This is a genomic window from Synechocystis sp. PCC 7339, from assembly GCF_019924095.1.
In the GTDB taxonomy this organism is placed as follows: domain Bacteria; phylum Cyanobacteriota; class Cyanobacteriia; order Cyanobacteriales; family Microcystaceae; genus Synechocystis.
Genome location: NZ_CP063659.1, coordinates 577,897 through 591,120, shown reverse-complemented (window position 1 = coordinate 591,120; position 13,224 = coordinate 577,897). Strand labels below are relative to the sequence as shown.

The 13,224-nt window shown below is 45.4% G+C and carries 11 protein-coding genes; 6 read left to right on the top strand and 5 right to left on the bottom strand.

Annotated features, from left to right (window positions below):
- Positions 1-28: 28 nt before the first annotated feature.
- Complete coding sequence (locus IQE94_RS02725; RefSeq protein WP_212715982.1) at positions 29-703, bottom strand: class I SAM-dependent methyltransferase; 675 nt, start codon at positions 701-703, stop codon at positions 29-31.
- Positions 704-1,031: 328 nt separating this feature from the next.
- Here IQE94_RS02725 and IQE94_RS02720 point away from each other — a divergent pair, with 328 nt between their 5' ends.
- Entirely contained in the window at positions 1,032-2,144 is a 1,113-nt protein-coding gene (locus IQE94_RS02720) for a mechanosensitive ion channel family protein (protein WP_223342665.1), read from the top strand.
- Positions 2,104-3,942, top strand: a complete 1,839-nt coding sequence (locus tag IQE94_RS02715) for a mechanosensitive ion channel family protein (RefSeq protein ID WP_212715978.1) — start codon at positions 2,104-2,106, stop codon at positions 3,940-3,942. Before IQE94_RS02720 ends, IQE94_RS02715 begins: the two co-directional genes overlap by 41 nt.
- Positions 3,943-4,195: 253 nt before the next feature.
- Here the strand turns inward: IQE94_RS02715 and IQE94_RS02710 are convergent, their stop codons facing one another.
- From IQE94_RS02710 to IQE94_RS02695, 4 genes are all read right to left on the bottom strand, one after another.
- The gene (locus IQE94_RS02710; RefSeq protein ID WP_212715976.1) at positions 4,196-5,074 is read right to left on the bottom strand and encodes a bile acid:sodium symporter family protein; all 879 of its coding nucleotides are present in this window, start codon (positions 5,072-5,074) and stop codon (positions 4,196-4,198) included.
- Between the two features lie 145 nt (positions 5,075-5,219).
- Positions 5,220-6,323 carry a threonine-phosphate decarboxylase CobD gene (gene cobD / locus IQE94_RS02705; RefSeq protein WP_212715975.1) on the bottom strand — a complete coding sequence of 368 codons (1,104 nt, stop codon included), beginning with the start codon at positions 6,321-6,323 and terminating at the stop codon, positions 5,220-5,222.
- Between the two features lie 13 nt (positions 6,324-6,336).
- Positions 6,337-6,639, bottom strand: coding sequence for an HU family DNA-binding protein (locus IQE94_RS02700; RefSeq protein ID WP_194014781.1), 303 nt, complete (start codon positions 6,637-6,639; stop codon positions 6,337-6,339).
- A gap of 298 nt (positions 6,640-6,937) precedes the next feature.
- Positions 6,938-7,759 carry a GNAT family N-acetyltransferase gene (locus tag IQE94_RS02695; protein WP_223342664.1) on the bottom strand — a complete coding sequence of 274 codons (822 nt, stop codon included), beginning with the start codon at positions 7,757-7,759 and terminating at the stop codon, positions 6,938-6,940.
- Between the two features lie 201 nt (positions 7,760-7,960).
- Between IQE94_RS02695 and IQE94_RS02690 the strand changes: the two genes are divergently transcribed.
- The 4 genes from IQE94_RS02690 to cbiD all read left to right on the top strand — a co-directional run bounded on the left by IQE94_RS02690 (position 7,961) and on the right by cbiD (position 13,211).
- Positions 7,961-9,430 carry a glycosyl hydrolase family 57 gene (locus IQE94_RS02690; protein ID WP_223342663.1) on the top strand — a complete coding sequence of 490 codons (1,470 nt, stop codon included), beginning with the start codon at positions 7,961-7,963 and terminating at the stop codon, positions 9,428-9,430.
- A gap of 98 nt (positions 9,431-9,528) precedes the next feature.
- Positions 9,529-10,980: an ATP-dependent DNA helicase RecQ gene (locus IQE94_RS02685; RefSeq protein ID WP_212715969.1), complete on the top strand. Its 1,452-nt coding sequence runs from the start codon at positions 9,529-9,531 to the stop codon at positions 10,978-10,980.
- Between the two features lie 153 nt (positions 10,981-11,133).
- Positions 11,134-12,003 (top strand): glycosyltransferase family 2 protein, encoded by an 870-nt coding sequence (locus IQE94_RS02680; protein ID WP_212715967.1) that lies wholly within the window; start codon positions 11,134-11,136, stop codon positions 12,001-12,003.
- A gap of 59 nt (positions 12,004-12,062) precedes the next feature.
- Positions 12,063-13,211, top strand: a complete 1,149-nt coding sequence (cbiD, locus tag IQE94_RS02675) for a cobalt-precorrin-5B (C(1))-methyltransferase CbiD (protein WP_223342662.1) — start codon at positions 12,063-12,065, stop codon at positions 13,209-13,211.
- Positions 13,212-13,224 lie beyond the last annotated feature (13 nt).

Genomic DNA, 13,224 nt, shown 5'->3' with positions numbered 1-13,224 from the left:
GCCTTCCAAATCTGTTTCAGTGCTGATCTTATCCATGGTTATCCACAGTTTTATTTTCCACTGAAGCTACCACGGCATAAAAGGGGTCACTACCGGCCATACCCAAAAGTTGCAAGAAGCCCGGTAAGTTTTGCCCTGGTTTAACAATGGATTCTGGTGGGCCAAAGTCCTTGGCCGATTGGACATAGGCCCGGACTAACTGCAAATGACTGGCATCGGTGCCGTCCCGCCAAGCGGCGATCGCCTTTTGGTAAAACATGCGATTGGAAAAACTGACAATTACCACACCACCGGGTTTGAGAATACGGGCAATTTCACTAAACACAGCTTCAGGATATTGCAAATATTGTACTGATACGGCCATTAATACGGCATCAAATTCTGCATCTGGGAAACCCAAAGCTGGATTTTCATTAAGATTTTGTACGAAGTAATGATCTAGCCGGGGATTTTTTGCTAATTCTTCCTCATTTAAGCCATGGCCTTCTACGTGAGCAAAGTGCATTTCCCCGGGCAAATGGGATACCCAACTCCCCATCAAGTCTAAAATTTTTGTGCCAGGCTTGAGCTTTTGCCGATAAAGCTCTGTTAATTGTTCGATGAAGCCATTGTCCACATGGGTAACAAAACGGGGATAAGCATAAAACTGACTATCATTGCTGGGGTCGAGCTTACTGCGCTGGTCAGGATTAAGCGGGGCCATGGGGTTTAATTTCTAATGGTGAATCGTTGGAAAAGAGTTATTTTCACTATTGATTTTAACGAAGGACTGAATATAGGGCAGGTGGGTGCGGTGGTTTCCCGACAGTGAAAGACGCTACGGCAAGGAATGATGGAAGCTGGCAGGTGTTTATTTACCCTTTAAGATGACTACAGAATGGAAGTCTGGAGAAAAAACACTCCGGCTATGGCCATGGGCTTCATTCAGTTCCCTATTGAAATTGCAGGAATCCTGACCTGTAGAGGCTTTCCCCAATTCACTCCTTAAGCTGACAGTGCCCAAAATCACAACCTCCCGATAACGATTCGCCATGATAGACGCAATTAATAAGATTAACCAAGCATCAGAATTGGCTTTAAGTAATGGCGATCGGCTATTGCAAATTAGCTTAATTATGATTGCAGGAGGTGTTAGTTTCTTCGGAGGAATAATCATTATTCCCACACTAAAATTCTTTTTCAGTTGGCTCATTCCGCAATCCTTAACGGAAACCTATCTGCGAATAGTAATTGCGTCTAAATCTATTCTTTTGATTTTAATCACGCTGTTTGCTATGGAAATAACGCTGTTGCTAATTCCGAACACAGAATGGCTGAGTTTAATTGAATTTTGTTTCAGTATAGGCATCACAGTACTTAGTGGTTGGTTTTTATCAAAACTATTTAGAGATTTTTTTGACACCAAAATTTTAGGAATAACTTTTGCCTCTAATCCCAAAGTGAGAGGGGAATCAATTTTTCTACTCCGCTATTTGGGGGATTTTGCGATCGCCGTCACCCTAATTATCTTTTTTTGCATCAGTCATAATATTAATGTCGCTGGCATTATTGCTAGTTTAGGTATTGGGGGTATCGCCATTGCTTTTGCTGCTCAAAAGACATTAGAACAATTTTTAGGGGGAATTGTTTTAACTCTAGATCGTCCATTTATGGTTGGTGACTATATCGGTTTATCCGATGGACAGCAGGGCAAACAAGGCACATTTGGAAGGGTTGAGGGTATTGGTTTGAGGTCAACTAAAATCCGCATTTCTGGCAAAGGCACACTCACAGTCATTCCCAATAATTCCCTTACTCAAGCTACCATTGAAAATTTTTCTGGTGCAAGGAAAATCATGTCAGTAATGACGATTACCTTTCCAGACAAAGTATCAGTTGATGAGCAAGCATTAATTCGCCAAATAGTTATGGACAGCACAGTGAATATTTTTGGCTTAGACTGGCGTAGTACTGAGGTTGCGTTTGCAGATAATTATGCCCAAATTTCCTTTTTTATTTTAGGGTCTAATGAGTTATCGATGGATTTGCGAAAACAATTGCTAGATCTTTCTAGGCAGCAAATCACCAAGCAACTAACACAACAAAATATTCCTTTTACTCTTAATGAGCCAACAATTTATGTGGATTCTCCAATCTCTATTTAGATGCTTAAACAAAATTTTAAATAGAGGTTATTTACAAGTTTTTAAAGCTATAGTTATATGGCTCAATCTTTATTTAATTAGAATTACTAAGCCAGTAACTAAGCAATTAACTCAACCAATCATCTTATTCTTTATCAGTTGGTTATTTTTCTTCGCTCCCCTGAGTTTTGCCCAAAATCCCTCCCCCAGTCCGGCCCCAAATTTTGGCAATGGCTTTGCTTCCAGTAGTGAGCCCATCATCGTAGATGGACTCCCTCTCTTTGATTTGCAAGCAGTAGATCGTTTTACTGCCAAGGATAGAGCTGACTTTGCAAATAAAATGATCAGCGAAGCTATTGCTAATTCTCAAAACATTAATTTTGATGTCAATAATGATCGCAACACTGGAGTTACTTATATTTCCCTAAATGATCAATATCTGCTCACGGTAACGGCCAATGATGTCTTACCCAATTTTTCGCCGCTAGAACAAGCTATTGAATGGCAGAAAATTTTAGAGACGGCCATTAATAAAGCAAAGCAAGAGCGAACTCATCAATATCTTTGGCAGCGGAGTGTTTGGATTCTGATGGCGATCGCCGCATTAATTGGCTTGCAAATTTTGCTGGGTATTATAACTCGAAAATTTAAGCTAAAAACTGGCATTGTCAGCAAGATTGGCTTCACTTTAGGCTGGATTGCCATTCTAAGTATTAGTTCTGAATGGTTCCCCCTTTTACGAAGTTGGCGTTACCATATTATTTCTCCATTTTTTCAACCCCAGTGGCTAATATTTTTCAGTGCTTTAATTGGCTCTTTTATATTTAGCCGTTATGCCACAGATTTAGTGAAATTAGCTTTAGAAAAAATAGCACCTCAATCCGTTGAAAAAATCTATAATGATATTATTTATCCAAGCGATCGCCTATTCAAATTTGTAGTTCTTAATCTTGCTGTTAGTTGGTCTTTAATTTTATTAGAATCCTTCGCTCCAATTGCCTATAATCTCCTTAAGCCAATTTCTAACCTACTTTTAATTGGCAGTATATATTGGATATCTACAAAACTTATTAGTCGATATTTACGCACTTATGGTTTTAAGATAGGGGGAAGATTTAGTCCCGGAAGTGATGACGCAATTCTTGTTTTTGAAACTATCATTAATGTTTTTGCTTTTATTGTCGCCTTGGTGGCTTTTGCTAGAAGTCTCAACTTTGACTTAATTGGTTTAGTAGCAAGTTTAGGATTAGTTGGTTTAGCCGTTGCCTTTGCAGCACAAAAGATTCTCGAACAATTGATTGCAACCTTAGTTCTTTATCTGGATCGTCCCTTCGTTAATGGGGACTACGTCCGTTTATCAGGTGGAGAACTAGGAAAGGTAGAAAGCATTGGTTTGCGATCAACTAAAATTCGCTCTCTCGGTACCGGTACAATTATTGTTATGCCCAACTCCATTTTAGTAAGTGTAGAAATTGAAAATGTGACCCTTGCCAAGAAAATTATGGTTTTACTTTATATGAATTTTCCGGTAGTTCTGGAGGAACGAAAATTCGCTCTAGTACGACAAGCAATCATCGAAAAAACCTCGATTTTGTCAGGAATTGATGCAAATAGCACCAATATTTCCTATTCGGATGGCACAGGTAAAAGATTGCGGGTTAGTTTGACCATTCTTGGTTCTCAAGATGATGTAATTGAAGTGCGTAAACGCTTATTAACTCTGGCAAGCGTGGAAATTGCCAACTCCCTTTCTAAGCAAGGAATTGTCTTTACGATGGAAGATCCGACAATCTATTTCCAGTCACCCATTACAATTTAACCAGGGCACTGTCTGTTTACGGAATTTACTGTGAGGCATAGGAGTACAGCCTACCATCAGCAACAAAACCCCTATGTCAGGGAATTAGAGGGATTGTAGGAAAAGGTATCTGGTCTAATTATTTGATTGTTGCCAATGGTTTGCCTGGTATCAGCAAGCTGATTGATGAGTAGATTAGATGCTTACCATGCACAGCTAAAATGGACTTTCTTATAAAAAAACTTTGATCGTTCATTTGTCACTGATAAAATCTTTATGCAGATTTAAGCCCACTAAATATTTTCGCTTTCAGCAAACCAGCAAAAATAGCACTATTCAGGAACATGACCACGGAATAAATTGCCGCAGGAATGGCCATAATCGGAGCATTTAAAAGGGTTGTGGCAATGGCGATCGCCAAAGTACCATTTTGGATACCCACTTCAACGGTGATGGACTTTCTTTCCGCAAGGCCCAGTCCCGCTAAGAGGGCAATGCCATAGCCCAGGATCATGGTGAGGAGATTGAGCGTTATGGTTACTCCCCCCACCTGGAGGAAAAAGTCTGCCAAATTTGCTCTTTCTTTGACCAAAATAGCGACGATAATAATCCCAAGAAAAAAGAGGGAAAGCCATTTGACATTTTTCTCCAATACCATGGTCAACTTGGGTAAAAAGTGGTGACAAGCCATGCCTAAGCTAACGGGAATAATGGTAATTGCGGCAATTTGTAAAACGGTTTGGAAAAAAGGAAGTTGGAGGGCAAATTGTTCCCCCATAAAATAGTTAGCAGCCAGGTTAATCACTAGGGGAATAGTGATGATGGTAATTAAACTACTGATGGCGGTTAGGGTAATGGAAAGAGCAACATTGCCTTTGAGCAAATAGGTAATGATATTGGAAGTGGATCCACCGGGACAAGCGGCTAAAATCATCACACCCACTGCTAACTCTGGGGACAAAGAAAATAAAGATGCTAACCCGAATCCCACCATGGGCAGCATTAGTAATTGGGCAATTAAACCAATTACAACTGCTTTGGGTTCTAGCCAAATGCGATTGAAGTCATTAATGTTAAGACCAAGCCCCATGCCAAACATAATTAAAAAAAGGGCTAGGGGTAAAAAAATGTTTGTTAAAAAATTGGACTCCATGGCAGCAAAAGGAGAGTATTAATATGAAGTTAGTAGTATAGGGTAATTTGCTGGCTAGATTGGAGAAGTAAATCTACTTTTTTTTGTTCCAATAAAACAAAAGAATAGGAAGAATTTAAACTAATAAAACTATGACCATAACCAATCAAGATTTGGCTGTGGCCATAATGCTAGCTAGGGCTTGGGTTAATTTTTGGTTATCCGCCATAGTCCGCACTGCGACCCGAAAAAAATCCTGGCCCAATTCCGGAAAACTAAGGCAATCTCGAATTAAAATTTGGAATTTAATTAATAGTTCTAGCTGAAGTTCCGGAGCGGGAATAGCGGTTTTTACAAGCAGAAAATTGGCTTGACTTGCTACGGGGAACAATTCTGGCAAACTAGCTAAATCTTTCTGCAATGCGGCACGGACAGGGGGTAACCATTGCCACACCTGTTGACGGAATTCCGCCGCTTCCAAACAGGTGATCGCCGCCGCTTCGGCCAAAACATTAACTGGCCAGGGATCTCGCCAAGCTTGCCATTGGGTCAAAAGATCTGGATGGGCCAGGGCATAACCCAGGCGCAATCCGGGCAAACGGTAAAACTTTGTCAGAGAGCGGAGAATAATTAAATTAGGATGTGCCTCCAGGTGGGGTACTAAACTTTGCTCTTGCTCTGGGGGCAGAAAATCCATAAAAGCCTCGTCCAATAACACCCATTGATAGTGGGGCAGGAGAGTGAGAATTTCTTCCCGAGCTAGTAGAGTGCCGGAAGGATTATGGGGATTATTGAGAATTAAGCCTCGTTTTGAGGGCTGGGTGGCAATGGCATTAGTGGTTTCAGACGGTGATTGCAATTTTTGCCAAGGCCAGGGTTGGTCCACTTCCCAGGGTATAGTTTGTAGCTTGGCTCCGGCCCCCCGCCAACTACGGCCGTAGTCCCCAAAGGCTGGCCCCACCACATAGGTGCAGTCCAAGTTAGCAAAGGTGCGCCCCGCTAAAGTTAATAATTCCGCCGAACCGTTGCCCGGTAAAACCCAATCCACTGGTAAATGGTGGTAAGCGGCGATCGCCTGACGGAGACGAAGATATTCGGGATTGGGATAGTGGTGCAGGGCCGGCAACGTTGACTCGATGGCGGCCAGGACGGCGGCGGGAGGGCCCAAAGGATTAATACTGGCGGAAAAATCTAATAAAGAAAAAGCTGGACAGCCTGCCATCTCCGCTGCCCAACCCAAATTACCACCGTGGTGGGGTCGCTCAAACAAAGGTCAGTGGCAATTATTTTTTATCAGGAGCAACTTTATCTTTGAACATTTTGCCTGCAGAGAAAGCCGGCACCTTAGTGGCTGGAATGAGCATTTTATCCCCGGTTTTGGGGTTGCGGCCCTCCCTTTCCTTGCGTTCCCTGGCTTCAAAGGAACCAAAGCCCACTAGGGTCACTTTTTCCCCTTCGGCCACCACCTCCATGATGCAATCAATGGCGGCTGAAATTACCGCATCTACCTCCTTTTTCGTGATGCTTTCCCCCAGTTGTTCTTTCGCTTTGTCCGTGACCGCATGGACTAATTCGCCTTTATTCATCTGAAAAAATCTCCTTGAGAGTGAGTTTGTTGGAATAGACTCATTTTTTAGGCATTTTCTCCCCATAACAGGGTCATCGGGAGGATCCACAGCCCGGATCTACACAGAAATTTGGCATTAAAAATCCCTGAAATCCCCGCATACCGGCTGTTTCACTGCCTTATTCTATGCACAAAGTGTGGAAGTAGGATCACTTTTCCCCACGAATTTTTGCAGTTTTTGGGGATTTTGTCACAATCCTTTACGAAAATTTGGGTTTTACTGCGCTCAGTTTACCCGGATTACCCGGAATTAGAAGTTAGCCTAACTCGAAGGATGTGACTCCGTAAATTTTGTCTAGGGCGATGGGGGGAGCTTGCCCGGTGTACATTCGAGCAGTTTCAAAAACTATCTGCAAACCATATTTCTCCGCTAAGGCGCTCGACGCTTGGTTGGGTTCCGGCACATCGAGGTAAATGGTATTTTCCGCTGCAGGAATTGCTTTTAGAGCTAAAAAGAGCGCTTCGGCCACCTCTGGAGTATCAGCAAACAGGGGGCCAATTTTGTACCCCACCTGGCAGGGGCGTAGAACGCCATAACCCCACAAAATCCCATTTTCTTGATAGGCGATCGCCTGGTGCCCCGGCTGATGACACCACATTCTTAGAAATTCTTCCCTGGGAGCAGGAAAACATTGACGGTCATAGGCCAACACATCTTCCCAGGCAATGGCATTCAAAGACACTAGATGGGAGGATGGGGGAGATTGGCCGCCAGCCAGGCCCTGGTAACGAATATTACGGTAAGCCAGATTAAAGCCGGATTTTTGATAATTTGCCTGCTGGGCCAGCACTCCGTCCAGGCCAATATTACAACCGTTTAAATGAGCTAAAGCCCTTTGCCAAATTTGCCAACCGTAGCCCTGACCTCGATACTCCGGTTTGACGATGTAAAAGCCTAAAAAACCAAATTCCTCGTTGTATTTAACCGCCGAAATGGTCGCAATGGGTTCCCCCGCCAATAAACCTAGTAAAAATCCCCGGCGATCGCCTTGATAAAAACAGTCGGCATCCTGGTGACCGGGATTCCAGCCTTCTGCGGCCGCCCAATCTACCGCTAAGGCCACCTCGGATCGATCCATGGTTTTGATTAAGTATTCTTGCTCAGGCATAACATTTAGCGGTGATGAAGTTCAACGTTTGTTGACTTAGTAAAGGCAATTGTAATTAATGCTGAAACCGCCCCAATGCTAGCATTAACCTTGGATTGCCATAGATTTGAGTCAATCAAAAACCTTGAATCTTAACAATCATTAATCTACTCACCCTAGGAGAAACTGCGGATGGTATCGATCGCCGAACGGACAAAATTAGACCTGCCCCCCATTGCTGGCCAAGAGGCAGAAATCTTAGCGGTGGTGAATGACAATAAGCCAGTGTTTTTGCACCAAACAAATTTACGCCTAGAAGATTTGCAGTCTGCCTGTGCCTGTGCTTTGCATATGCACCAACCCACCATCCCAGCCGGGCAAGACGGAGCGTTGATTTCTAACCTGCAGTACATGTTTGAACATCCTGGGGAAGGGGATAACCATAACGCCGATCCCTTTGCCTGGTGCTACCGTCGCTTAGGTGAAATTATTCCCCGGCTCGTGGCGGAAGGTGCCAATCCCCGCATCATGTTGGACTACTCTGGCAACCTGCTCTGGGCGTTTCAGCAAATGGGGCGCCACGATATTTTGGATGACCTCAAACGGTTGGCCTGTGATGCCCAATATCAGCCCTACGTGGAATGGCTAGGCACCATGTGGAGCCATGCGGTGGTCCCTTCCACCCCCATCCCAGATTTGAAATTACACATATTGGCTTGGCAACAGCATTTTGCTGACATTTTTGGTGTCGAAGCTCTACAAAGGGTAAAGGGTTTTTCCCCACCGGAAATGCATTTACCCAACCATCCCGACACCTTGTTTGAATACGTTAAAGCCCTGAAAGAATGTGGTTACCGTTGGTTAATGGTGCAGGAACATTCCGTGGAAAACCTCGATGGCAGTGGGCTTTCCGGTGATCAAAAATATATTCCTAATCGCTTGGTGGCCCGTAATTCCAAAGGAGACGAGGTCAGCATTGTGGCCCTAATTAAAACCCAGGGGTCTGACACCAAATTGGTGGCCCAAATGCAGCCCTATTACGAGGCTTTAGGCCGAGGCAAACAACCCGTGGGTAGCCATCAAATTCCTGCTTGTGTGACCCAGATCGCAGACGGAGAAAATGGCGGTGTAATGATGAACGAATTTCCCCCTGCCTACGAACAAGCCACCCGCAAAATGGCAGAAAACGGGGGCAAGTCCGGCACAGTGGCCATTAATGGTACGGAATATTTGGAACTGTTGGAAGCGGCCGGGGTGCAGGAGTCCGAATTCCCCGCCATCCAAGCCATTCAGCAACACAAAATTTGGCAACGGGTTAACCCCGAATCCCCCAGCCATGAACTGGTGGAAGCGGCGATCGCCGATTTGAAGGCCACCGACCATCAATTCACCATGGATGGGGCCTCCTGGACTAATGATCTCAGTTGGGTGCAGGGCTATGAAAATGTGCTCGAACCAATGAATCAGCTTAGTGCCAAGTTCCACCAAAAATTTGACCGCTTAGTGGCGGAAGGTCCCAGCGTTACCCAACAGCAAGATTATCAAAATGCCCTACTGTACTTATTGTTAGTGGAAACCAGTTGCTTCCGCTATTGGGGCCAAGGCACCTGGACGGATTACGCTCGGGAATTGTACCGTCGGGGAGAAGAAGCTTTAGCTTAATTCTTCGGGTTTACTGAGGACAATAAGATTGGGCAGAGTTAGGTAAAATTTGACCAACTTTCCAATCTCCCAGTAAATCATCAATCCCATTGTCTGCCATGGCCGATCGCCAATCGTTGGAAGATGCCCTCCGTCGAATTTGGGGCTATGACCACTTTCGTTATCCGCAAGGGGAAGTAATTGATTGTTTATTGGCCAGGCGGGATTGTCTGGTGGTACTGCCCACCGGAGGCGGAAAGTCCATTTGTTTTCAACTGCCGGCATTGCTGGGGAAGGGGTTAACTTTGGTGATTTCGCCTTTGGTGGCCCTAATGGAAGACCAGGTGCAAAGTTTACGAAGGCAAAATCTGCCCGCCGCCTGTCTCCATAGCCAACTGAGTCGTCCAGAGAAAAAACAAGTATTGCATCAGTTAGGCCAACAACAATTAAAACTTCTCTACCTTTCCCCAGAAACATTACTGAGCGAGCCAGTCTGGAATTTGCTCCGCCAACCTCAGATTAAGTTGCAAGGTTTAATGCTCGACGAAGCCCATTGTTTAGTGCAGTGGGGAGATAGTTTTCGTCCTGCCTACCGTCGTTTAGGAGCCCTGCGTCGGGGATTAGGCCGAGACAAGGGCCAGATTCCCCTGGCCGCCTTCACTGCCACAGCCGATCGCCAACAACAGGATTTGATCATAGCGGGATTAAATCTACGATCGCCGGAATGTTTTCAGGTCAGCCCCCATCGTCCCCAACTGCAACTGAAAGTCAAAACGGTGCTGAGTGAATATTGTCGACGGCAACAACTGCGGCGTTTTTTGCTCAAGCATTTGCAAGAAACTGGTTTAGTCTATGTCCGCACCCGCACCATGGCCATTAACTTAGCCCAATGGTTACAGGAACGGGGCTTTGACAGCGAAGCTTACCACGGCGGATTGGGGGCTCACCAACGGCGACAGTTGGAGCAAAAATGGTTAACGGGCAAAATCTCTTCGGTGGTTTGTACAAACGCCTTTGGTCTCGGCATCGACAAACCTGATACCCGTTGGGTATTGCACTACCAAGCCCCCTTGATGTTGATGGATTATCTCCAGGAAGTAGGGCGGGCCGGACGGGATTTGCAACCGTCAGAATGTCTGACTTTAATTAGTGAACCCACTGGTTGGTTGGATTCTGGCGATCGCCAATTGCGCCAATATTTTTTGAGTCAAGCCAGCAAATATCTACAACGAGCCGAGGTCTTGAGTAAACAAATTCCGCCCCAGGGTAACTTAAGGGAATTGAAATCCCATTTTCCTGATTTGGAAATGGCTCTGGCGTGGCTCCATCGTCGGGGTCATTTAGAGTGGTTAGATCCGTTTAACTACCGCATTGCCACTGACAATAATCAAACTAATACCCTAGAGGAATTGAAAAATCAGTACCGCCTAATGACCCAATACCTGACGACTCCCCGCTGTCGTTGGCAAACCATTTTGGCCACTTTTGGAGCCGACTCTTTAGAAGCCAGAAAACCCTGTGGCACCTGCGACAATTGTTTGGCTAAACGTCGGCGATTTTCAGGAGTCTAGGGGATGGTGTGTCACCGGGGTTAATGATTTGGATATAAAATTCAATACTGATTCCGGTAATATGAGGCGAATGTGGTCTTACTTTACTGACCACTAACACCTTTGTATTCTTTGCAAACAGCCTTAAATTGGGGTATTTATTCTTTTTTCACCATGGTTAATCAGCCCCTTGTAAGCATCATTATCCCCGCCTATCGGGCTGAAAACACCATTGCTTTTACTCTCCGCAGTGTGTTGGCCCAGACCTATGACCATTGGCAGGTGGCGATCGGTGTGGATGACCAAGTAGATTACCTGCAACTGTTGGCGGAACAGGGCATCAATGACCCCAGACTGAAGCAAATTTTTACCGGGGGCATTGGCAGTGGGGAGGCGATCGCCAGAAATACGGCGGTGAGTATCTGTGATGGGGACATTCTGGCCAACTTAGATGCGGACGATGCCTTTGCCCCCGATCGCCTGGAAAAGTTAGTCCCCCTAGCGGAAAAATATGGCGTGGCGATCGATAACACTGGGGTTTATAACAGTGAATTGGTGTTGTATAAGCAACCCTTTCCCCAACGGCAAGCACTGAGCTTTGCCACGGCGGCGGATATTCTTAGTCCCCGCATTCCGTTTTTTCCAGTTTTTCAACGGCAATTGTTGGGAGATGGTTGGACGAAAGTGCCCTTTGCGGCGGATGTACTTTTTAATTTAGAGCTATTGAGTCGCACAGAAAAAGTAGCGATTCATCCCGACCCTCTCTATCGTTACTACAAACGGGACAATTCCATTACCCAATCTGCCAATGCCTTTGAGACGGCGGAAAAGGCTTATCTAACTATTTTGTCCTTGCTAGACGAAGGTGATTTGACTTTAACCAACACAATTCGTCAGGCGGCCCACCAAGAATTTAGTGAAAATTTAGCTTTGAATAAAGTTTTTCGTCGTTACATGGAAGAAGGTCGTTGCCAAAATCTAGAACAATTTTTAGATATGACCAACAATGGGCAACAAATTGAGTTTGCGGCTCACCCTAACTAAGTCTATTGCTCCATGGCGATCGCCCTATTTTTCTTGTAGTTAATTAGCAGTGAGAAAATTTGCCCCAGTCTATTGCCGCCCAATCTGGTTATACTCTGCCCGTATTTGCCTGTGCCTCGGCGATCGCCGCTGTGGAAACCTTGCTCACTGGTAACTGTCCAGATGTGGTGGCGTTGGAACTGTTGGAACCGGCCATAACAGCGGAAATCACCATTGAACAGGGAGCCTTACTGGGCCAGCACAGAGCTTTGGCCATCAGCCGCAGTGAACCAGGGAATAACTTGGATTTAACTCGCCATACCCCTGTTTGGGCGGAAGTGGAGTTTACCCCAGGGGAAGGAAAATTGATTATTCAAGGGGGAGAAGGCATTGGCAAACAGCTTGACAGGGAAGGGCAAGCGGCCATTTACAGCTATGCCCAACGGCTGTTACATCACCATTTGCAACCCCGTATTAATGAAGATCAGAATCTCGCAGTTACCTTAATTTTGCCCCTTGGCCGAACCTTAGCTACCCGCACATCCAATGCAGCTTTTGGGGTGGTGGAAGGTTTATCTTTGTTAGGCACCAGCGGCATTGCCCAACCCCTTAGTGCTCCGGATCAATTGGCGGAGTTTCAGCGGCATTTGACTAGTTTGGCCCAGCAACATCAATGTTTAGTATTTTGCTTGGGGGAAAACGGTTTAGATTTGGCCCGGCAGTGGGGAGTACCCTTAGACCAAATGGTAAAAACAGCCAATTGGTTAGGCTCCCTTTTGGTGTCGGCGGCGGCGGTAGGGGTGCAGGAAATCTTGCTCTTGGGTTACCACGGCAAATTGATCAAACTAGCCGGGGGCATTTTCCACACCCATCACCATTTAGCCGATGGCCGTTTGGAAATTCTCACCGCCCAGGCCGTACAAGGGAGTTTACCCTATCCTCTAGTGCAGGAACTTGGCCAGGCACCCACCACTGAGGCCGGGTTAAAGCTATTACGACAGTGGCAAACGGAGCAAAATTATCCTTGGGTTAGCAAAATCTACCAAGCTATGGCGGGCACCATCGATCGCTGTTCGGAGGAATATGTTTATAAGGTCAGTCAACATCGGTTAAAAGTGGGCAGTCTACTGTTTGATGGCGATCGCCTACCGGTGGTAATTAGTGCCCAGGGCCAAGCCATGGCCGACAAATTGGGGTTGACTATGCCAGAAACTTACCGGCCTGCCTAAACAAAACGCCACA

Excerpts from the sequence above, each read along its gene's own strand:
- IQE94_RS02720 (WP_223342665.1), top strand. The coding sequence starts at position 1,032 with ATGATAGACGCAATTAATAAGATTAACCAAGCATCAGAATTGGCTTTA.
- IQE94_RS02685 (WP_212715969.1), top strand. The coding sequence starts at position 9,529 with ATGGCCGATCGCCAATCGTTGGAAGATGCCCTCCGTCGAATTTGGGGC.
- IQE94_RS02715 (WP_212715978.1), top strand. The coding sequence starts at position 2,104 with ATGAGCCAACAATTTATGTGGATTCTCCAATCTCTATTTAGATGCTTA.
- IQE94_RS02725 (WP_212715982.1), bottom strand. The coding sequence starts at position 703 with ATGGCCCCGCTTAATCCTGACCAGCGCAGTAAGCTCGACCCCAGCAAT.
- IQE94_RS02680 (WP_212715967.1), top strand. The coding sequence starts at position 11,134 with ATGGTTAATCAGCCCCTTGTAAGCATCATTATCCCCGCCTATCGGGCT.
- IQE94_RS02690 (WP_223342663.1), top strand. The coding sequence starts at position 7,961 with ATGGTATCGATCGCCGAACGGACAAAATTAGACCTGCCCCCCATTGCT.
- IQE94_RS02700 (WP_194014781.1), bottom strand. The coding sequence starts at position 6,639 with ATGAATAAAGGCGAATTAGTCCATGCGGTCACGGACAAAGCGAAAGAA.
- IQE94_RS02710 (WP_212715976.1), bottom strand. The coding sequence starts at position 5,074 with ATGGAGTCCAATTTTTTAACAAACATTTTTTTACCCCTAGCCCTTTTT.
- IQE94_RS02695 (WP_223342664.1), bottom strand. The coding sequence starts at position 7,759 with ATGGATCGATCCGAGGTGGCCTTAGCGGTAGATTGGGCGGCCGCAGAA.